Raw genomic sequence first — 20,807 nt, forward strand, 5'->3', positions numbered from 1 at the left:
GACGACGTTGACCCGATACATCGCCGCCATCGACCAGGGCACCACGTCGAGCCGATGCATGATCTTCGACCACGACGGCCGGGTCGCGGGCGTGGCTCAGAAGGAACACGAGCAGATCTTCCCGAAACCGGGCTGGGTGGAACACGATCCGGAGGAACTGTGGAGCAATACCCGGGAGATGATCGGGTCGGTGCTCGCCAGGACGAATCTGACGGCCGCGGACATCGCGGCGGTCGGCATCACCAATCAGCGCGAGACCACCGTCGTGTGGGACCGCCGGACCGGCAAGCCCGTCCACAATGCGATCGTCTGGCAGGACACCCGCACCGACCGGTTGTGCACCGAGATCGGTGGCGACGCCGGACCGGACCGGTTCCGCGGCGTGACGGGACTGCCGCTGTCGACGTACTTCTCGGGCCCCAAGGTCCGCTGGATCCTCGACCGGGTCGACGGTGCCCGGGAGCGCGCGGAGGCCGGTGAGTTGTGTTTCGGGACGATCGATTCGTGGGTCGTCTGGAATCTCACGGGTGGCCTGCACGTCACGGATGTGACGAATGCGTCGCGCACGATGCTGATGAACATCGAGACCCTCGAGTGGGATCCGGACATCTGCGCCGCCATGGGGATTCCGATGTCGATGCTGCCGGAGATCCGCAGTTCGTCCGAGGTGTACGGCGAGCTCGCCCTGCCCGGCATCTCGGCGGGGATTCCGGTCGCCGGCATTCTCGGCGATCAGCAGGCCGCGACGTTCGGGCAGGCGTGCCTGTCGGCGGGCGAGGCGAAGAACACGTACGGCACCGGAAACTTCCTGCTACTCAACACCGGGACCACTCCGGTGCACAGTGAGCACGGGCTGCTCACCACGGTCTGTTACCGGCTCGGCGAGAAGCCCGCGGTGTACGCGCTCGAGGGTTCGGTGGCGGTGACGGGGTCGCTCGTGCAGTGGCTGCGCGACAATCTGGGAATCATCCGGTCCGCCAAGGACATCGAGCCGCTCGCGAACACGGTCGACGACAACGGCGGCGCCTACATCGTGCCGGCGTTCTCGGGGTTGTTCGCGCCCCGCTGGCGGCCGGATGCCCGCGGCGTGATCGCCGGGCTGACCCGGTTCGTGAACAAGGGGCATCTGGCGCGGGCCGCGCTCGAGGCCACCGCCTATCAGACGCGGGAGGTGATCGAGGCGATGCGCGCCGATTCCGGTGTCGAGCTCAGTGCGCTCAAGGTGGACGGCGGCATGGTCGTCAACGACACCCTGATGCAGTTCCAGTCCGACATTCTCGACGTCCCGGTGACGCGTCCGGTGGTGAACGAGACGACCGCGCTCGGTGCCGCCTACGCGGCCGGTCTGGCCGTCGGGTTCTGGGAGAGCGAGGACGACATCCGCGCCAACTGGGCCGAGGACAAGACGTGGCGGCCCCGGATGGGCGCGGACGAGCGTGCCCGCCTGTACGCCGGCTGGAACAAGGCCGTCGAACGCACCTACGACTGGGTGGACGACGCTCCGACGACGTAGACCACGTCCGCTGCGCGCGGATTCGTCTCCTGCGCGCGATCGTGCGCGCAGGAGGTCGACTCACGCGCAGCAGTTCGAGGTCACGCCCGATGCGCGTCGTACGCCGTCCGCAGTCGCTCGATCCCGTCGGCGAGCACCGGGCCGTCGTAGGTGGCGAAGCACAGCCGGGCCGCGGACCGATGGGCGTCCGCGACACCGAACGCCCCGCCCGGCACGAACGCGACACCGTGACGCACCGCCGTGTCCAACAGGGCGGCCGTGTCGGCACCGTCGGAGAACTCGATCCAGCAGAACATGCCGCCCCGGACCCCGGCATGGGACACGGTGCCCCCGAAGGACTCCGCGAGCGCGTCGACCAGGGTCCGGGCCCGCGCCGCATACGCCGACCGCACCGTGTCCAGGTGCCGGGTCAGCCACGGATCGTCCGCCAGCAGCTCCGCCGCGATCTGCTGCGTCAGCGACGACCCGCACAGATCCGCGCCCTGCTTGAGCAGTTCGACGGCCTCGCACACGCGGCGGTCACCGTGCAGCCAACCGATCCGCAGCGCCGGCGCCAGAATCTTCGACCCGCTCGACAGTCGCAGCACCCGCTCCGAATGCGCCGCAACCGGGGCGGGTGCGGGTGCGTCGAACCACAGTTCGCCGTACGGATCGTCCTCGATCACCCAGAATCCGTACCGGTCGGCGAGCGCCGCGAGGTGCCGTCGACGCTCGTGCGACAACACCACACCCCGCGGATTGTGGAAGTTGCTCACGGTGTGGACGACCTTGGGGCGCAAGCCCTCCCGCAGCATGTTCTCCAGCGCCGCGGTGTCCATCCCGTCGGCGTCCAGCGCGACGGGCACCAGTGCGGCCTGCGCGGTACGGAACACCTGCAGCGCACCGGTGTAGCCGGGTTCCTCCACGACCACCGTGTCACCGGGGTCCAGCAGCACCTGCGCCAGCAGACTCAGCGCCTGCTGCGAGCCGTGCGTGACGACGACCTCCGACCGGTCGACGTCGCGCCCGATCTTCCCGCTCTCCCGGGCCGCGATCACCTCCCGCAACGGTGCCCACCCGGACGTCTCCCCGTACTGCACCGCTCGCGGATCGGCCAGCGCATGCTCGGCGGCCTGCGTGATGCGTTCACGCGGAACGAGTTCCGTCGCGGGCAGCCCACCGGCCAGACTGATCACGTCGGGGCGGGCGGTGAGGGTGAGCAGGTCACGAATGGCGGAACTGCGGAGCCCGGACATGCGAGCGGACAACCGGACGGACGTGTCGAGCGACATGAGAGAACTCCCGTGGCAGCGGAACGAAGACTGGAACACCCAGGTCGTCCCGGATCCGCGGGGCGGAGAGCGATGTGAGGGGCCGATGGTTGTCGGCCCCTCACATCATCACACAATCGCGTCCAGCAAGTGAAATGCCCGTCTCACATTTCAGGAATCGTCAGTCCAGGTCGTCGTGCCGCATCAGCTGACGCGACGCCTCGGTGATCGACCCCGACAGCGACGGGTACACCGAGAACGTCTGTGCCAGATCGTTGACGGTGAGGTTGTTCTGCACCGCGATCGCGATGGGCAGGATCAGCTCGGACGCCGTCGCCGCCACCACGACACCACCGATGACGACACCGGTGGCCGGGCGGCAGAAGATCTTCACGAAGCCGCGACGCAGGCCGGACATCTTGGCGCGCGGGTTGGTGTTGAGCGGCAGCATCACGGTGCGGGCCGGGACCTCACCGCTGTCGATCGCCGCCTGACTGACACCGACGTTCGCGATCTCCGGGCGGGTGAACACCGCCGACGCGACCGTCTTGAGCTTGATCGGGCTCACACCCTCACCGAGCGCGTGGTACATCGCGATACGGCCCTGCATCGCCGCCACCGACGCCAACGGCAGCAGCCCCGTGCAGTCACCGGCCGCGTAGATCCCGGACACCGTGGTGCGCGAGACCCGGTCGACCCGCAGGTAGCCACCCTGGTCGAGTTCGATGCCGACCTTCTCGAGGCCGAGACTGCCGGTGTTCGGGGTGGAGCCGACGGCCATCAGCGCGTGACTTCCGGTGACGGTGCGCCCGTCCGACAGCTTGACCAGGACACCCCCGTCCGCGGTGCGTTCGACGGCGTCGGCCCGCGCATGCTTGACGAGCGTGACGCCACGTTCGGTGAGCACGTCCTCGAGGACGAGGGCTGCGTCGGCGTCCTCGTGCGGCATCATCCGGTCGCGGCTCGACACCAACGTCACCTTGACGCCCATCTCGGTGTAGGCGGACACGAACTCGGCACCCGTGACACCGGAACCGACGACCACGAGATGCTCGGGCAGCTCCTCGAGGTCGTACAGGTGCCGCCACGTGAGGATGCGTTCCCCGTCCGGGACGGCTCCGGGCAGGACACGCGGGCTGGCGCCGGTGGCGATGAGGACGACGTCGGCGTCGAGCACCTTCTCCTCACCGCTGTGCAGGGTGGCACGCACCTGGTGCGACGCCATACCGATCTGCGAGTCGATCAGTTCGGCGGTACCGGACAGCAGTTGGACGCCGACGCTCTGCAGGCGTGCCCGGATGTCCGCGGACTGGGCCTGCGCGAGGTTCTTCACACGCGTGTTGATCTGCGGCAGGGAGATGGTGGCACTGGACGGGTCGAGAGCGATACCGAGATCGGTGGCGCGGCGCATGTCGGTGCGGATACCGGTGGACGCGATGAACGTCTTGGACGGCACGCAGTCGAACAGCACGCACGCGCCACCGACGCCGTCGGAATCGACCAGGGTCACCGAAGCCTGATGCTGCGCCGCCACCAGCGCCGCCTCGTAGCCGGCGGGTCCGCCGCCGATGATCACGATCCGGGTCATTCGTCCTCCAAGGTCGCCGCGGGGCCGGGATCTCCGGCCACACCCGGTACAACGCTATTCCAGTGACCGGGAACACGCAGGCGACGGGGGTCGCACGGGTGCTATTCGCGCGCCGGGAACGCCACCGGGGACGGGCGGTCGCGACACCTGTCCGTTACCCGCATGCGCGGTGTACGGATTAGGCTTGCCGCCGTGCCGATCTATGCCGCGTACGGGTCCAACATGCACCCGGAACAGATGCTCGAACGCTGCCCGCACTCCCCCATGGCGGGCACGGGCTGGCTGCCGGGCTGGCGGCTCACGTTCAGCGGCGACGACATCGGCTGGGAGGGCGCGCTCGCGACCGTCGTCGAGGACCCGGAGAACCCGGACACGGGTGTGTTCGTCGTGCTCTACGACGTGCCCGCGGAGGACGAACAGCGGCTGGACCGCTGGGAGGGGTCCGAACTGGGCCTGCACCGCAAGATCCGGTTGCGGGTCGAGACCACGGACGGCCCCACCCTGGCCTGGCTGTACGTCCTCGACGCCTACGAGGGTGGGCTGCCGTCCGCCCGCTACCTCGGGGTGATCGCGGAGGCCGCCGAGATCGCCGGTGCGCCCGCCGACTACGTGCGCGGCCTGCGGACCCGCAACAGCCGCAACGTGGGCCCCGGCACCCCCGGAATCTAGACCTGCAGCACCAGATTCGTCAGTACCCGCACCCCGGTCGCGAGGGCCCGCTCGTCGAGGTCGAACGTCGGCTGGTGGATGTCCAGTTGCGGGCCGTGCCCGGACCACACGCCGAGGCGTGCCATCGCCCCCGGCGCCTCCTCGAGATACCACGAGAAGTCCTCGCCGCCACCGGACTGTGGAGTGTCGGCGAGCGCGTCGGGCCCGATCGGCCGGACCGCGTCCTCGAACATCCGTGCGGACACCTCGTCGTTGACGACGGGCGGGACTCCGCGCCGGTAGTCGAGTTCGTAGCGCACCCCGGTGGGTGCGAGCAGTCCGTGCACGATCTCCCGGACGATCGGTTCGAGCAGTTCCCAGGTGGCGTGGTCGCCGGTCCGGACGGTCCCGGTGAGCAGGCCGCTGCGCGGGATCGCGTTGGGCGCCTGCCCGGCACTGACCGCCCCCCACACCATGACGGTGCCGCTGCGCGGATCGATACGCCGGCTGAGCATGCCCGGGAGCCCGGTGATGACGGTGCCGATCGCGTACACCAGATCCGTCGTCAGGTGCGGCCGGGACGTGTGCCCGCCGGGTGAGTCGAGGACGAGTTCGACGGTGTCCGCGGCCGACGTGATCGCCCCCACCCGCACCCCGACACGACCGGCCTCGAGTCGGGGGTCGCAGTGCAGCGCGAAGATCCGCGACACCCCCTGCATGCCTCCGGCGGCGACGACGTCGAGCGCCCCACCGGGCATCACCTCTTCCGCCGGCTGGAAGATGAACCGCACTCCGATCGGCAACTGCGGCAACGAGTTCAGGACCAAAGCGGTGCCGAGCAGAATCGCGGTGTGGGCGTCGTGCCCGCACGCGTGCGCCACCCCGGGCACCGTCGACGCATACGGCGCGCCGGTCGCCTCCTGCAACGGCAGCGCGTCCATGTCGCCGCGCAACGCCACCCGCATCCCGCCGGGGCCGATGTCGCAGACGATGCCGGTGCCGCCGGGCAGCAGCAACGGCGACATCCCGGCCGCCGACAGCTGGGCGGCAACGAAACTGGTGGTCGCGAACTCGCGGCGCGCCAGCTCCGGGTTGGCGTGGAAGTGCCGCCGCCACCGCGACAGATCCATCGTGTGCTCGGCCAGCCACGCTTCGACGCCTTCGTTCACCGGCACGTCACCTCCTCACCCGGACCCAGTCTGTCACTCCCGGAGCCCGCGCCCCGGTCAACCGAACGTGAAATTGCTGCTGTCGGTCGTGACGGCGAGAGCCTCGAGCGCGTCCCGGTGCAGTCCCCGCTTGATCCCGGCGAGGTTCGCGCCGTGCGTCGACACCAGGGCCGACGCCCGCGCCACGGCCGCGGCGAGAACCGAGCCCCCGTCCGTGTCCGCGTCGACGGTGGCGTCGACGATGCCGGCCGTGCAGGCGTCGCCGCCGCCGTAGCGTCGTCCCGTCGTCATCGCCTCGACCGCCGTCTGCCGGGGCAGCCGGGCCGCGAGCAGCCCGGACATGCCCACCGTGAACGGCATGTTCAGGGTGACCTCGGGCAGGCAGAAGTAGCCGCGGTCGCCGCGCATGACCCGGAAGTCGTGGGCGAGCGCGAGCATCGCCCCCGCACCGAAGGCGTGCCCCTGCACCGCGGCGACGGTCGCCATGGGGAACGCCAGCAGCCGCGAATAGATCGTGTGCACCCGGTCGAGGTAGCCGGGCAGCTCGGCGAGATGCCCGAACACCCAGTCGGTGTCGAGTCCGTTGGTGTAGAACTTGCCGGTCGCCGTCGTGACGAGGGCCGCCGGACCCTCGTGGGCCTCGACCTCGTCGAGCAACGCATGTGTCGCGTCGATCCAGTCGGGGTGGAACCGATTCTCGTTGTCCGTCTCACCCTCGGTGCCGAGGTACAGGACGAAGACGTCGCCGTCGCGCTTGAGGTATGGCATGACGCGATACTACCCACGAGTAATATCGCGTGTCGCCGCTACTGTGTCGCTTCATGGGCACACTCGAACAGCAGGCCGCCGACGTCCTCGCCGAGCGCACCGGCGTCGCGCAGCACGCGGCGGCCGTCGTACTGGGATCCGGGTGGCGGGCCGCCGCCGACGCGCTCGGTGTTCCCGTCGCGACCGTGCCGATGACCGACCTGCCCGGGTTCGCGCCGCCGTCCGCCCGGGCACGCCGGAACGGTGCTGTCGGTGCGGGTCGGCGATCTCCCGGTCCTGGTCCTGCTCGGCCGCACCCATGCGTACGAGGGACACGACCTCGCCCGCGTCGTGCATCCGGTGCGGACCGCGATCACCGCCGGCGCCCGCACCGTGATCCTCACCAACGCGGCCGGCGGCATCCGGCCCGGACTGCAGGTGGGCCAACCGGTACTCATCGGCGACCATCTCAACCTCACGGCCCGCTCGCCCCTGGTCGGCGCCCAGTTCGTCGATCTGGTCGACGCCTACAACCCCCGGCTGCGGGCCCTGGCCCGCGAGATCGATCCGACACTCGACGAGGGGGTGTACGCGGGACTTCCCGGCCCGCACTACGAGACACCCGCCGAGATCCGGATGCTCGCGACGCTCGGCGCCGATCTGGTGGGCATGTCGACGGTGCACGAGACGATCGCGGCCCGCGCCCTGGGCGCCGACGTTCTCGGGGTGTCGCTCGTGACGAACCTCGCCGCCGGCATCACCGGCGAGCACCTCGACCATGCCGAGGTGCTGGCTGCGGGACAGGCGTCGGCGGCCCGGATGGGCGTCCTGTTGCGCGACCTGCTGGCGCGCCTGTGATGCTCCGGTTCGGGACGGCGGGGCTGCGCGGCCCGGTCGGCGACGGCCCCGACTGCATGAACGTCGGCGTCGTCGAAGCCGCGACGGCGGGCCTGGCGGCGTGGCTGCGTGGCCGCTGCCTCGGTGGCGGCGTGGTGGTCGTGGGCCGCGACACCCGACACGGGTCGGAGGAGTTCGCCCGCGCCGCCGCGGAGGTCCTGGCGGCCGAGGGTTTCGACGTGCGGCTGCTGCCGCGCCCGCTGCCGACACCGGTGCTCGCGTTCGCCGTCCGGTATCTGGACGCGGTTGCGGGCGTGCAGATCACGGCGTCACACAATCCGCCCGCCGACAACGGCTACAAGGTGTACGTGCACGGCGGGTCGCCACTCGCGGCCCCGGCCGACCGGGAGATCGAGGATGCGATCGGCCGCGTCTCACAGATCCGGCGTGCCCCGGTGCACCCTGCCGACGACGCCCTCGTCACCGCGTACCTGGACCGGGTCTCGTCGTTGCCGTTCGGTGACCGCCGCGACGTCCGGATCGCCCTCACTCCCCTGCACGGTGTGGGCGGCGAGACCGCGGTGACTGCCCTGCACGCCGCGGGATTCACCGACATCCACACCGTGGCAACACAATTCACCCCCAACCCCGACTTCCCGACGGTCGCGTTCCCGAACCCCGAGGAACCCGGGGCCACCGACGAACTGCTCGCGCTCGCCGCAGCCGTCGACGCCGACCTCGCGATCGCTCTCGACCCGGACGCCGACCGTTGCGCCGTCGGGGTGCCCGGCCCGGACGGGTGGCGGATGCTCACCGGCGACGAGACCGGCGCCCTACTCGGCGACCGCATCCTCTCGCAGGCCCCCGCCGGGCCCTGGTCGCCACGACGATCGTGTCGTCGACGCTGCTCGGCAGGATCGCCGACGCCCGCGGGTTCCGGTCCACGCGCACCCTCACCGGATTCAAATGGCTCGTCCGCGCCGGGGCCGGCCTCGTCTACGCGTACGAGGAGGCGATCGGGCACTGCGTCGACCCGGACACCGTGCGGGACAAGGACGGTATCTCGGCGGCCGTGCTGGTGGCCGATCTCGCCGCCGATCTGGCCGGACAGGGCCGGACGCTGTCCGATGCGCTCGACGATCTCGCCGCCGAGTTCGGGATGCACGTCACCGGTCAGGTGTCGCGCCGGTTCGACACCGTCGCCGACGCGGACCGCGTCCTGGCGCGGCTGCGCACCCGGCCGCCGACCGAACTCGACGGCACGGCAGTGGCGTTCACCGACCTCGCCGACGCCCGCGGGCCGCTGCGCACCGACGCCGTCGTGTTCGACGGCGACGGCGTGCACGTCACGGTGCGCCCGTCGGGTACCGAGCCGAAACTCAAGTGCTACATCGAGGTCGTCGAACCGGTGCGCGGCCGCGACGACGTGCCGGCGGCCCGCAGCACCGCCCGGGAGCGCACCGCCCGGCTGCGGCGAACTCTCGAGGAGACGATCGCGTAACGACTCAGCGCGGGCCGAACTGCCGGTCCCCGGCGTCACCGAGACCGGGCACGATGAACGCGTTCTCGTCGAGGCCCTCGTCGACGGTCGCGGTGATCAGCCGCACCGGATGCCCGGACGCCTCGAGCGCGGCAACGCCCTGCGGGGCCGCGACGACACACACCGCGGTGACGTCGGTGGCGCCGCGCGCGACGAGCAGGTCGATCGTGTGGACCATCGAGCCGCCCGTCGCGAGCATCGGATCGAGAACGAACACGGGCCGCCCGGACAGGTCCGCGGGCAGCGACTCGAGGTACGGCACCGGCTGATGCGTCTGCTCGTCCCGGCCCATACCGACGAACCCGACCTGCGACTGCGGAATCAGCGAGCTGGCCTGCTCGATCATGCCGAGACCGGCCCGCAGCACCGGCACCAGCAGCGGCGGATGCGCCAGCCGCACCCCCGTCGTGACCGTGACCGGGTCGTGACCTCGAACGTCTCGATCGGGGGGTGCGGGTCGCCTCGTAGATCAGCATCTGGGTGAGCTGCCGCAGCGCGCCGGAACGTCGCGTTGTCGCTGCGTTCGTCGCGCATCCGGGTCAGTAGGGCTGCGGCCAGAGGGTGGTCCACCACCTGCGTTTCCATGACTGTCGAGGATAGTGGGAACCGAAACGGTCTCTACTGCGTCCAACCCGTCGACGAACCAGTATCGATGGGGGATGCGATGAGTGAGTTCTCTGCAACGACATCCGGGATCGCCGCTTTCGGGACGACCGCGGCGGGTCTCGCCGGCCGGGTCGGGACCGCCGGCTCGGGGATCTCGGCGAACGGCACCGGCCTGCTCGGGCCCGTGTTCGGATTGATCGGCGGCGATTTCGTGGCCGCGTTCGAACGGGCCCGCGGCGCCCATTCGGCCGAACTCGGACGGCTCGCCGGCACGTGGTCGGCGATGGGTGACGCCGCAGCGACGACGGCGGCCGCGTACGACGCCACCGACGCCTATACCGCGTCCGGTCTCGATGCGGGGGCGGCGCTGTGATCGACGTTCTCGCCCGCCCGGTCGCCGACCTGCTGGGGGCCTTCGGCACCGGGGTCCTGCCCGCCGGATCACCGGCGGACGCGCTGCGCGTCGCATCGGACACCCTCGACGCGGCCTACCTGGCCGGGCGCACCGCCCTCGGCGAACTCGACCGGGCCTGGTCCGGGGTCGCCGCCGACGCGGCCGTCGACAAGGTGCAGGCCACGCAGGCGTCGACGGTGGTGCTACCCCGGCGTCGACGCGGCGTCGACGACCCCGGCGATCTCCCGGCCCTGATCCGACAGCACCACCGTCGACGCCTGCGTGGCCTGCACCTTGTCGACGGCCGCGTCGGCGGCGACCCCGGACCAGGCCCGGTCGAGTTCGCCGAGGGCGGTGCGCCCGGCCAGGTAGGCCGCGTCGAGGGTGTCCGATGCGACGCGCAGCGCGTCCGCCGGTGATCCGGCGGGCAGGACCCCGGTGCCGAAGGCCCCCAGCAGGTCGGCGACCGGGCGGGCGAGAACGTCGATCACAGCGCCGCCCCCGCATCGAGACCGGACGCGGTATAGGCGTCGGTGGCGTCGTACGCGGCCGCCGTCGTCGCTGCGGCGTCACCCATCGCCGACCACGTGCCGGCGAGCCGTCCGAGTTCGGCCGAATGGGCGCCGCGGGCCCGTTCGAACGCGGCCACGAAATCGCCGCCGATCAATCCGAACACGGGCCCGAGCAGGCCGGTGCCGTTCGCCGAGATCCCCGAGCCGGCGGTCCCGACCCGGCCGGCGAGACCCGCCGCGGTCGTCCCGAAAGCGGCGATCCCGGATGTCGTTGCAGAGAACTCACTCATCGCATCCCCCATCGATACTGGTTCGTCGACGGGTTGGACGCAGTAGAGACCGTTTCGGTTCCCACTATCCTCGACAGTCATGGAAACGCAGGTGGTGGACCACCCTCTGGCCGCAGCCCTACTGACCCGGATGCGCGACGAACGCAGCGACAACGCGACGTTCCGGTCCGCGCTGCGGCAGCTCACCCAGATGCTGATCTACGAGGCGACCCGCACCGCCCCGATCGAGACGTTCGAGGTCACGACCCCGGTCACGGTCACGACGGGGGTGCGGCTGGCGCATCCGCCGCTGCTGGTGCCGGTGCTGCGGGCCGGTCTCGGCATGATCGAGCAGGCCAGCTCGCTGATTCCGCAGTCGCAGGTCGGGTTCGTCGGTATGGGCCGGGACGAGCAGACGCATCAGCCGGTGCCGTACCTCGAGTCGCTGCCCGCGGACCTGTCCGGGCGGCCCGTGTTCGTTCTCGATCCGATGCTCGCGACGGGCGGCTCGATGGTCCACACGATCGACCTGCTCGTCGCGCGCGGCGCCACCGACGTCACCGCGGTGTGTGTCGTCGCGGCCCCGCAGGGCGTTGCCGCGCTCGAGGCGTCCGGGCATCCGGTGCGGCTGATCACCGCGACCGTCGACGAGGGCCTCGACGAGAACGCGTTCATCGTGCCCGGTCTCGGTGACGCCGGGGACCGGCAGTTCGGCCCGCGCTGAGTCGTTACGCGATCGTCTCCTCGAGAGTTCGCCGCAGCCGGGCGGTGCGCTCCCGGGCGGTGCTGCGGGCCGCCGGCACGTCGTCGCGGCCGCGCACCGGTTCGACGACCTCGATGTAGCACTTGAGTTTCGGCTCGGTACCCGACGGGCGCACCGTGACGTGCACGCCGTCGCCGTCGAACACGACGGCGTCGGTGCGCAGCGGCCCGCGGGCGTCGGCGAGGTCGGTGAACGCCACTGCCGTGCCGTCGAGTTCGGTCGGCGGCCGGGTGCGCAGCCGCGCCAGGACGCGGTCCGCGTCGGCGACGGTGTCGAACCGGCGCGACACCTGACCGGTGACGTGCATCCCGAACTCGGCGGCGAGATCGTCGAGCGCATCGGACAGCGTCCGGCCCTGTCCGGCCAGATCGGCGGCGAGATCGGCCACCAGCACGGCCGCCGAGATACCGTCCTTGTCCCGCACGGTGTCCGGGTCGACGCAGTGCCCGATCGCCTCCTCGTACGCGTAGACGAGGCCGGCCCCGGCGCGGACGAGCCATTTGAATCCGGTGAGGGTGCGCGTGGACCGGAACCCGCGGGCGTCGGCGATCCTGCCGAGCAGCGTCGACGACACGATCGTCGTGGCGACCAGGGCCCCGGCGGGGGCCTGCGAGAGGATGCGGTCGCCGAGTAGGGCGCCGGTCTCGTCGCCGGTGAGCATCCGCCACCCGTCCGGGCCGGGCACCCCGACGGCGCAACGGTCGGCGTCCGGGTCGAGAGCGATCGCGAGGTCGGCGTCGACGGCGCGGCGGCGAGCGCGAGCAGTTCGTCGGTGGCCCCGGGTTCCTCGGGGTTCGGGAACGCGACCGTCGGGAAGTCGGGGTTGGGGGTGAATTGTGTTGCCACGGTGTGGATGTCGGTGAATCCCGCGGCGTGCAGGGCAGTCACCGCGGTCTCGCCGCCCACACCGTGCAGGGGAGTGAGGGCGATCCGGACGTCGCGGCGGTCACCGAACGGCAACGACGAGACCCGGTCCAGGTACGCGGTGACGAGGGCGTCGTCGGCAGGGTGCACCGGGGCACGCCGGATCTGTGAGACGCGGCCGATCGCATCCTCGATCTCCCGGTCGGCCGGGGCCGCGAGTGGCGACCCGCCGTGCACGTACACCTTGTAGCCGTTGTCGGCGGGCGGATTGTGTGACGCCGTGATCTGCACGCCCGCAACCGCGTCCAGATACCGGACGGCGAACGCGAGCACCGGTGTCGGCAGCGGGCGCGGCAGCAGCCGCACGTCGAAACCCTCGGCCGCCAGGACCTCCGCGGCGGCGCGGGCGAACTCCTCCGACCCGTGTCGGGTGTCGCGGCCCACGACCACCACGCCGCCACCGAGGCAGCGGCCACGCAGCCACGCCGCCAGGCCCGCCGTCGCGGCTTCGACGACGCCGACGTTCATGCAGTCGGGGCCGTCGCCGACCGGGCCGCGCAGCCCCGCCGTCCCGAACCGGAGCATCACAGGCGCGCCAGCAGGTCGCGCAACAGGACGCCCATCCGGGCCGCCGACGCCTGTCCCGCAGCCAGCACCTCGGCATGGTCGAGGTGCTCGCCGGTGATGCCGGCGGCGAGGTTCGTCACGAGCGACACCCCGAGAACGTCGGCGCCCAGGGCGCGGGCCGCGATCGTCTCGTGCACCGTCGACATGCCCACCAGATCGGCGCCGAGCGTCGCGAGCATCCGGATCTCGGCGGGTGTCTCGTAGTGCGGGCCGGGAAGTCCCGCGTACACCCCTCGTCGAGTGTCGGATCGATCTCGCGGGCCAGGGCCCGCAGCCGGGGGTTGTAGGCGTCGACCAGATCGACGAACTGGGCGCCGACCAGGGGCGAGCGGGCCGTGAGGTTGAGATGGTCGCCGATGAGTACCGGTTGGCCCACCTGCAGTCCGGGCCGGATGCCGCCGGCCGCGTTGGTGAGGATCACGGTGCGGGCGCCGGCGGTGATCGCGGTCCGCACCGGATGCACGACGCGGGCGAGGTCGTGTCCCTCGTACGCATGGGTGCGGCCGAGCAGGACCAGGACCGGGAGATCGCCGACCCGCACCGACAGCACCGTTCCGGCGTGCCCGGCCGCGGACGGCGGCGCGAACCCGGGCAGGTCGGTCATCGGCACGGTCGCGACGGGAACACCGAGCGCGTCGGCGGCGGCCCGCCACCCGGATCCCAGTACGACGGCCGCCGCGTGCTGCGCGACGCCGGTGCGCTCGGCGAGGACGTCGGCGGCCTGCTGTTCGAGTGTGCCCATGAAGCGACACAGTAGCGGCGACACGCGATATTACTCGTGGGTAGTATCGCGTCATGCCATACCTCAAGCGCGACGGCGACGTCTTCGTCCTGTACCTCGGCACCGAGGGTGAGACGGACAACGAGAATCGGTTCCACCCCGACTGGATCGACGCGACACATGCGTTGCTCGACGAGGTCGAGGCCCACGAGGGTCCGGCGGCCCTCGTCACGACGGCGACCGGCAAGTTCTACACCAACGGACTCGACACCGACTGGGTGTTCGGGCATCTCGCCGAGCTGCCCGGCTACCTCGACCGGGTGCACACGATCTATTCGCGGCTGCTGGCGTTCCCCATGGCGACCGTCGCCGCGGTGCAGGGGCACGCCTTCGGTGCGGGGGCGATGCTCGCGCTCGCCCACGACTTCCGGGTCATGCGCGGCGACCGCGGCTACTTCTGCCTGCCCGAGGTCACCCTGAACATGCCGTTCACGGTGGGCATGTCCGGGCTGCTCGCGGCCCGGCTGCCCCGGCAGACGGCGGTCGAGGCGATGACGACGGGACGACGCTACGGCGGCGGCGACGCCTGCACGGCCGGCATCGTCGACGCCACCGTCGACGCGGACACGGACGGGGGCTCGGTTCTCGCCGCGGCCGTGGCGCGGGCGTCGGCCCTGGTGTCGACGCACGGCGCGAACCTCGCCGGGATCAAGCGGGGACTGCACCGGGACGCGCTCGAGGCTCTCGCCGTCACGACCGACAGCAGCAATTTCACGTTCGGTTGACCGGGGCGCGGGCTCCGGGAGTGACAGACTGGGTCCGGGTGAGGAGGTGACGTGCCGGTGAACGAAGGCGTCGAAGCGTGGCTGGCCGAGCACACGATGGATCTGTCGCGGTGGCGGCGGCACTTCCACGCCAACCCGGAGCTGGCGCGCCGCGAGTTCGCGACCACCAGTTTCGTTGCCGCCCAGCTGTCGGCGGCCGGGATGTCGCCGTTGCTGCTGCCCGGCGGCACCGGCATCGTCTGCGACATCGGCCCCGGCGGGATGCGGGTGGCGTTGCGCGGCGACATGGACGCGCTGCCGTTGCAGGAGGCGACCGGCGCGCCGTATGCGTCGACGGTGCCCGGGGTGGCGCACGCGTGCGGGCACGACGCCCACACCGCGATTCTGCTCGGCACCGCTTTGGTCCTGAACTCGTTGCCGCAGTTGCCGATCGGAGTGCGGTTCATCTTCCAGCCGGCGGAAGAGGTGATGCCCGGTGGGGCGCTCGACGTCGTCGCCGCCGGAGGCATGCAGGGGGTGTCGCGGATCTTCGCGCTGCACTGCGACCCCCGACTCGAGGCCGGTCGTGTCGGGGTGCGGGTGGGGGCGATCACGTCGGCCGCGGACACCGTCGAACTCGTCCTCGACTCACCCGGCGGGCACACGTCCCGGCCGCACCTGACGACGGATCTGGTGTACGCGATCGGCACCGTCATCACCGGGCTCCCGGGCATGCTCAGCCGGCGTATCGATCCGCGCAGCGGCACCGTCATGGTGTGGGGGGCGGTCAGTGCCGGGCAGGCGCCCAACGCGATCCCGCGCAGCGGCCTGCTCACCGGGACCGTCCGGACCGGCGACCACGCCACCTGGGAACTGCTCGAACCGATCGTCCGGGAGATCGTGCACGGACTGCTCGCACCCACCGGGGTGCGCTACGAACTCGACTACCGGCGCGGAGTCCCGCCCGTCGTCAACGACGAGGTGTCCGCACGGATGTTCGAGGACGCGGTCCGGCCGATCGGGCCCGACGCGCTCGCCGACACTCCACAGTCCGGTGGCGGCGAGGACTTCTCGTGGTATCTCGAGGAGGCGCCGGGGGCGATGGCACGCCTCGGCGTGTGGTCCGGGCACGGCCCGCAACTGGACATCCACCAGCCGACGTTCGACCTCGACGAGCGGGCCCTCGCGACCGGGGTGCGGGTACTGACGAATCTGGTGCTGCAGGTCTAGATTCCGGGGGTGCCGGGGCCCACGTTGCGGCTGTTGCGGGTCCGCAGGCCGCGCACGTAGTCGGCGGGCGCACCGGCGATCTCGGCGGCCTCCGCGATCACCCCGAGGTAGCGGGCGGACGGCAGCCCACCCTCGTAGGCGTCGAGGACGTACAGCCAGGCCAGGGTGGGGCCGTCCGTGGTCTCGACCCGCAACCGGATCTTGCGGTGCAGGCCCAGTTCGGACCCCTCCCAGCGGTCCAGCCGCTGTTCGTCCTCCGCGGGCACGTCGTAGAGCACGACGAACACACCCGTGTCCGGGTTCTCCGGGTCCTCGACGACGGTCGCGAGCGCGCCCTCCCAGCCGATGTCGTCGCCGCTGAACGTGAGCCGCCAGCCCGGCAGCCAGCCCGTGCCCGCCATGGGGGAGTGCGGGCAGCGTTCGAGCATCTGTTCCGGGTGCATGTTGGACCCGTACGCGGCATAGATCGGCACGGCGGCAAGCCTAATCCGTACACCGCGCATGCGGGTAACGGACAGGTGTCGCGACCGCCCGTCCCCGGTGGCGTTCCCGGCGCGCGAATAGCACCCGTGCGACCCCCGTCGCCTGCGTGTTCCCGGTCACTGGAATAGCGTTGTACCGGGTGTGGCCGGAGATCCCGGCCCCGCGGCGACCTTGGAGGACGAATGACCCGGATCGTGATCATCGGCGGCGGACCCGCCGGCTACGAGGCGGCGCTGGTGGCGGCGCAGCATCAGGCTTCGGTGACCCTGGTCGATTCCGACGGCGTCGGTGGCGCGTGCGTGCTGTTCGACTGCGTGCCGTCCAAGACGTTCATCGCGTCCACCGGTATCCGCACCGACATGCGCCGCGCCACCGATCTCGGTATCGCTCTCGACCCGTCCAGTGCCACCATCTCCCTGCCGCAGATCAACACGCGTGTGAAGAACCTCGCGCAGGCCCAGTCCGCGGACATCCGGGCACGCCTGCAGAGCGTCGGCGTCCAACTGCTGTCCGGTACCGCCGAACTGATCGACTCGCAGATCGGTATGGCGTCGCACCAGGTGCGTGCCACCCTGCACAGCGGTGAGGAGAAGGTGCTCGACGCCGACGTCGTCCTCATCGCCACCGGCGCCAGCCCGCGTGTCCTGCCCGGAGCCGTCCCGGACGGGGAACGCATCCTCACGTGGCGGCACCTGTACGACCTCGAGGAGCTGCCCGAGCATCTCGTGGTCGTCGGTTCCGGTGTCACGGGTGCCGAGTTCGTGTCCGCCTACACCGAGATGGGCGTCAAGGTGACGTTGGTGTCGAGCCGCGACCGGATGATGCCGCACGAGGACGCCGACGCAGCCCTCGTCCTCGAGGACGTGCTCACCGAACGTGGCGTCACGCTCGTCAAGCATGCGCGGGCCGACGCCGTCGAACGCACCGCGGACGGGGGTGTCCTGGTCAAGCTGTCGGACGGGCGCACCGTCACCGGAAGTCACGCGCTGATGGCCGTCGGCTCCACCCCGAACACCGGCAGTCTCGGCCTCGAGAAGGTCGGCATCGAACTCGACCAGGGTGGCTACCTGCGGGTCGACCGGGTCTCGCGCACCACGGTGTCCGGGATCTACGCGGCCGGTGACTGCACGGGGCTGCTGCCGTTGGCGTCGGTGGCGGCGATGCAGGGCCGTATCGCGATGTACCACGCGCTCGGTGAGGGTGTGAGCCCGATCAAGCTCAAGACGGTCGCGTCGGCGGTGTTCACCCGCCCGGAGATCGCGAACGTCGGTGTCAGTCAGGCGGCGATCGACAGCGGTGAGGTCCCGGCCCGCACCGTGATGCTGCCGCTCAACACCAACCCGCGCGCCAAGATGTCCGGCCTGCGTCGCGGCTTCGTGAAGATCTTCTGCCGCCCGGCCACCGGTGTCGTCATCGGTGGTGTCGTGGTGGCGGCGACGGCGTCCGAGCTGATCCTGCCCATCGCGATCGCGGTGCAGAACAACCTCACCGTCAACGATCTGGCACAGACGTTCTCGGTGTACCCGTCGCTGTCGGGGTCGATCACCGAGGCGTCGCGTCAGCTGATGCGGCACGACGACCTGGACTGACGATTCCTGAAATGTGAGACGGGCATTTCACTTGCTGGACGCGATTGTGTGATGATGTGAGGGGCCGACAACCATCGGCCCCTCACATCGCTCTCCGCCCCGCGGATCCGGGACGACCTGGGTGTTCCAGTCTTCGTTCCGCTGCCACGGGAGTTCTCTCATGTCGCTCGACACGTCCGTCCGGTTGTCCGCTCGCATGTCCGGGCTCCGCAGTTCCGCCATTCGTGACCTGCTCACCCTCCCCCCGCCCCGACGTGATCAGTCTGGCCGGTGGGCTGCCCGCGACGGAACTCGTTCCGCGTGAACGCATCACGCAGGCCGCCGAGCATGCGCTGGCCGATCCGCGAGCGGTGCAGTACGGGGAGACGTCCGGGTGGGCACCGTTGCGGGAGGTGATCGCGGCCCGGGAGAGCGGGAAGATCGGGCGCGACGTCGACCGGTCGGAGGTCGTCGTCACGCACGGCTCGCAGCAGGCGCTGAGTCTGCTGGCGCAGGTGCTGCTGGACCCCGGTGACACGGTGGTCGTGGAGGAACCCGGCTACACCGGTGCGCTGCAGGTGTTCCGTACCGCGCAGGCCGCACTGGTGCCCGTCGCGCTGGACGCCGACGGGATGGACACCGCGGCGCTGGAGAACATGCTGCGGGAGGGCTTGCGCCCCAAGGTCGTCCACACCGTGAGCAACTTCCACAATCCGCGGGGTGTGGTGTTGTCGCACGAGCGTCGACGGCACCTCGCGGCGCTCGCCGACCGGTACGGATTCTGGGTGATCGAGGACGATCCGTACGGCGAACTGTGGTTCGACGCACCCGCACCCGCCCCGGTTGCGGCGCATTCGGAGCGGGTGCTGCGACTGTCGAGCGGGTCGAAGATTCTGGCGCCGGCGCTGCGGATCGGTTGGCTGCACGGTGACCGCCGCGTGTGCGAGGCCGTCGAACTGCTCAAGCAGGGCGCGGATCTGTGCGGGTCGTCGCTGACGCAGCAGATCGCGGCGGAGCTGCTGGCGGACGATCCGTGGCTGACCCGGCACCTGGACACGGTGCGGTCGGCGTATGCGGCGCGGGCCCGGACCCTGGTCGACGCGCTCGCGGAGTCCTTCGGGGGCACCGTGTCCCATGCCGGGGTCCGGGGCGGCATGTTCTGCTGGATCGAGTTCTCCGACGGTGCCGACACGGCCGCCCTGTTGGACACGGCGGTGCGTCACGGTGTCGCGTTCGTGCCGGGCGGGGGCGTTCGGTGTCGCGGACGCCCATCGGTCCGCGGCCCGGCTGTGCTTCGCCACCTACGACGGCCCGGTGCTCGCCGACGGGATCGAGCGACTGCGGACGGCGTACGACGCGCATCGGGCGTGACCTCGAACTGCTGCGCGTGAGTCGACCTCCTGCGCGCACGATCGCGCGCAGGAGGGTCGACTCACGCGCAGCAGTTCGAGGTCACGCCGATGCGCGTCGTACGCCGTCCGCAGTCGCTCGATCCCGTCGGCGAGCACCGGGCCGTCGTAGGTGGCGAAGCACAGCCGGGCCGCGGACCGATGGGCGTCCGCGACACCGAACGCCCCGCCCGGCACGAACGCGACACCGTGACGCACCGCCGTGTCCAACAGGGCGGCCGTGTCGGCACCGTCGGAGAACTCGATCCAGCAGAACATGCCGCCCCGGACCCCGGCATGGGACACGGTGCCCCCGAAGGACTCCGCGAGCGCGTCGACCAGGGTCCGGGCCCGCGCCGCATACGCCGACCGCACCGTGTCCAGGTGCCGGGTCAGCCACGGATCGTCCGCCAGCAGCTCCGCCGCGATCTGCTGCGTCAGCGACGACCCGCACAGATCCGCGCCCTGCTTGAGCAGTTCGACGGCCTCGCACACGCGGCGGTCACCGTGCAGCCAACCGATCCGCAGCGCCGGCGCCAGAATCTTCGACCCGCTCGACAGTCGCAGCACCCGCTCCGAATGCGCCGCAACCGGGGCGGGTGCGGGTGCGTCGAACCACAGTTCGCCGTACGGATCGTCCTCGATCACCCAGAATCCGTACCGGTCGGCGAGCGCCGCGAGGTGCCGTCGACGCTCGTGCGACAACACCACACCCCGCGGATTGTGGAAGTTGCTCACGGTGTGGACGACCTTGGGGCGCAAGCCCTCCCGCAGCATGTTCTCCAGCGCGCGGTGTCCATCCCGTCGGCGTCCAGCGCGACGGGCACCAGTGCGGCCTGCGCGGTACGGAACACCTGCAGCGCACCGGTGTAGCCGGGTTCCTCCACGACCACCGTGTCACCGGGGTCCAGCAGCACCTGCGCCAGCAGACTCAGCGCCTGCTGCGAGCCGTGCGTGACGACGACCTCCGACCGGTCGACGTCGCGCCCGATCTTCCCGCTCTCCCGGGCCGCGATCACCTCCCGCAACGGTGCCCACCCGGACGTCTCCCCGTACTGCACCGCTCGCGGATCGGCCAGCGCATGCTCGGCGGCCTGCGTGATGCGTTCACGCGGAACGAGTTCCGTCGCGGGCAGCCCACCGGCCAGACTGATCACGTCGGGGCGGGCGGTGAGGGTGAGCAGGTCACGAATGGCGGAACTGCGGAGCCCGGACATGCGAGCGGACAACCGGACGGACGTGTCGAGCGACATGAGAGAACTCCCGTGGCAGCGGAACGAAGACTGGAACACCCAGGTCGTCCCGGATCCGCGGGGCGGAGAGCGA

The 20,807-nt window shown here is 71.0% G+C and carries 14 protein-coding genes and 7 pseudogenes; 10 read left to right on the plus strand and 11 right to left on the minus strand.

Annotated elements, in window-relative coordinates; all coding sequences use genetic code 11:
* Positions 1-7 precede the first annotated feature (7 nt).
* Complete coding sequence (glpK, locus tag Q5696_RS15845; RefSeq protein ID WP_305092254.1) at positions 8-1,513, plus strand: glycerol kinase GlpK; 1,506 nt, start codon at positions 8-10, stop codon at positions 1,511-1,513.
* 80 nt (positions 1,514-1,593) lie between these two features.
* On the opposite strand, the gene Q5696_RS15850 is transcribed toward glpK, so the two are convergent.
* Positions 1,594-2,784 (minus strand): aminotransferase-like domain-containing protein, encoded by a 1,191-nt coding sequence (locus Q5696_RS15850; protein ID WP_305092255.1) that lies wholly within the window; start codon positions 2,782-2,784, stop codon positions 1,594-1,596.
* Between the two features lie 160 nt (positions 2,785-2,944).
* Positions 2,945-4,351 carry an NAD(P)H-quinone dehydrogenase gene (locus tag Q5696_RS15855; RefSeq protein WP_305092256.1) on the minus strand — a complete coding sequence of 469 codons (1,407 nt, stop codon included), beginning with the start codon at positions 4,349-4,351 and terminating at the stop codon, positions 2,945-2,947.
* Positions 4,352-4,543: 192 nt separating this feature from the next.
* On the opposite strand from Q5696_RS15855, the gene Q5696_RS15860 reads away from it, so the two are divergent.
* Entirely contained in the window at positions 4,544-5,020 is a 477-nt protein-coding gene (locus Q5696_RS15860; protein ID WP_305092257.1) for a gamma-glutamylcyclotransferase family protein, read from the plus strand.
* On the opposite strand, the gene Q5696_RS15865 is transcribed toward Q5696_RS15860, so the two are convergent.
* Both Q5696_RS15865 and Q5696_RS15870 read right to left on the minus strand, forming a co-directional pair.
* Positions 5,017-6,129 carry a M20 family metallopeptidase gene (locus tag Q5696_RS15865; RefSeq protein ID WP_370654944.1) on the minus strand — a complete coding sequence of 371 codons (1,113 nt, stop codon included), beginning with the start codon at positions 6,127-6,129 and terminating at the stop codon, positions 5,017-5,019. The two genes, Q5696_RS15860 and Q5696_RS15865, sit on opposite strands and share 4 nt — an antisense overlap.
* A 96-nt stretch (positions 6,130-6,225) precedes the next feature.
* Positions 6,226-6,936 (minus strand): enoyl-CoA hydratase/isomerase family protein, encoded by a 711-nt coding sequence (locus Q5696_RS15870; RefSeq protein WP_305092258.1) that lies wholly within the window; start codon positions 6,934-6,936, stop codon positions 6,226-6,228.
* A 53-nt stretch (positions 6,937-6,989) separates the two neighbouring features.
* Here Q5696_RS15870 and Q5696_RS15875 point away from each other — a divergent pair.
* Together Q5696_RS15875 and Q5696_RS15880 are read left to right on the plus strand one after the other, a co-directional pair.
* Positions 6,990-7,773 (plus strand): annotated as a pseudogene (locus Q5696_RS15875) (purine-nucleoside phosphorylase).
* Positions 7,773-9,253, plus strand: a pseudogene (locus Q5696_RS15880) (phospho-sugar mutase). Before Q5696_RS15875 ends, Q5696_RS15880 begins: the two co-directional pseudogenes overlap by 1 nt.
* Before the next feature lie 4 nt (positions 9,254-9,257).
* Here Q5696_RS15880 and upp (Q5696_RS15885) read toward each other — a convergent pair.
* Positions 9,258-9,877: pseudogene (gene upp / locus Q5696_RS15885) on the minus strand (uracil phosphoribosyltransferase).
* Between the two features lie 79 nt (positions 9,878-9,956).
* Here upp (Q5696_RS15885) and Q5696_RS15890 point away from each other — a divergent pair.
* Positions 9,957-10,271 carry a type VII secretion target gene (locus Q5696_RS15890; protein ID WP_305092259.1) on the plus strand — a complete coding sequence of 105 codons (315 nt, stop codon included), beginning with the start codon at positions 9,957-9,959 and terminating at the stop codon, positions 10,269-10,271.
* 224 nt (positions 10,272-10,495) lie between these two features.
* Here Q5696_RS15890 and Q5696_RS15895 read toward each other — a convergent pair whose 3' ends face one another.
* Complete coding sequence (locus Q5696_RS15895; protein ID WP_305092260.1) at positions 10,496-10,783, minus strand: hypothetical protein; 288 nt, start codon at positions 10,781-10,783, stop codon at positions 10,496-10,498.
* Positions 10,780-11,094 carry a type VII secretion target gene (locus tag Q5696_RS15900; protein WP_305092259.1) on the minus strand — a complete coding sequence of 105 codons (315 nt, stop codon included), beginning with the start codon at positions 11,092-11,094 and terminating at the stop codon, positions 10,780-10,782. Before Q5696_RS15900 ends, Q5696_RS15895 begins: the two co-directional genes overlap by 4 nt.
* 79 nt (positions 11,095-11,173) lie before the next feature.
* On the opposite strand from Q5696_RS15900, the gene upp (Q5696_RS15905) reads away from it, so the two are divergent.
* Entirely contained in the window at positions 11,174-11,797 is a 624-nt protein-coding gene (upp, locus tag Q5696_RS15905) for a uracil phosphoribosyltransferase (protein WP_305092261.1), read from the plus strand.
* A 4-nt stretch (positions 11,798-11,801) separates the two neighbouring features.
* Here the strand turns inward: upp (Q5696_RS15905) and Q5696_RS15910 are convergent.
* Positions 11,802-13,285 (minus strand): annotated as a pseudogene (locus Q5696_RS15910) (phospho-sugar mutase).
* A pseudogene (locus Q5696_RS15915) lies at positions 13,285-14,069 on the minus strand (purine-nucleoside phosphorylase). Before Q5696_RS15915 ends, Q5696_RS15910 begins: the two co-directional pseudogenes overlap by 1 nt.
* A gap of 53 nt (positions 14,070-14,122) precedes the next feature.
* On the opposite strand from Q5696_RS15915, the gene Q5696_RS15920 reads away from it, so the two are divergent.
* Entirely contained in the window at positions 14,123-14,833 is a 711-nt protein-coding gene (locus Q5696_RS15920; RefSeq protein WP_305092258.1) for an enoyl-CoA hydratase/isomerase family protein, read from the plus strand.
* A 96-nt stretch (positions 14,834-14,929) separates the two neighbouring features.
* Positions 14,930-16,042, plus strand: coding sequence for a M20 family metallopeptidase (locus Q5696_RS15925; RefSeq protein WP_370654944.1), 1,113 nt, complete (start codon positions 14,930-14,932; stop codon positions 16,040-16,042).
* On the opposite strand, the gene Q5696_RS15930 is transcribed toward Q5696_RS15925, so the two are convergent.
* Positions 16,039-16,515, minus strand: coding sequence for a gamma-glutamylcyclotransferase family protein (locus tag Q5696_RS15930; protein ID WP_305092257.1), 477 nt, complete (start codon positions 16,513-16,515; stop codon positions 16,039-16,041). The two genes, Q5696_RS15925 and Q5696_RS15930, sit on opposite strands and share 4 nt — an antisense overlap.
* A 192-nt stretch (positions 16,516-16,707) precedes the next feature.
* On the opposite strand from Q5696_RS15930, the gene Q5696_RS15935 reads away from it, so the two are divergent.
* Together Q5696_RS15935 and Q5696_RS15940 are read left to right on the plus strand one after the other, a co-directional pair.
* Positions 16,708-18,114 (plus strand): NAD(P)H-quinone dehydrogenase, encoded by a 1,407-nt coding sequence (locus tag Q5696_RS15935; RefSeq protein ID WP_305092256.1) that lies wholly within the window; start codon positions 16,708-16,710, stop codon positions 18,112-18,114.
* Positions 18,115-18,274: 160 nt separating this feature from the next.
* A pseudogene (locus tag Q5696_RS15940) lies at positions 18,275-19,464 on the plus strand (aminotransferase-like domain-containing protein).
* An 89-nt stretch (positions 19,465-19,553) separates the two neighbouring features.
* Here the strand turns inward: Q5696_RS15940 and Q5696_RS15945 are convergent.
* Positions 19,554-20,734 (minus strand): annotated as a pseudogene (locus Q5696_RS15945) (aminotransferase-like domain-containing protein); the annotation flags it as partial.
* Between the last annotated feature and the right edge of the window lie 73 nt (positions 20,735-20,807).

The organism is Prescottella sp. R16 (assembly GCF_030656875.1).
Classification (GTDB): Bacteria; Actinomycetota; Actinomycetes; order Mycobacteriales; family Mycobacteriaceae; genus Prescottella.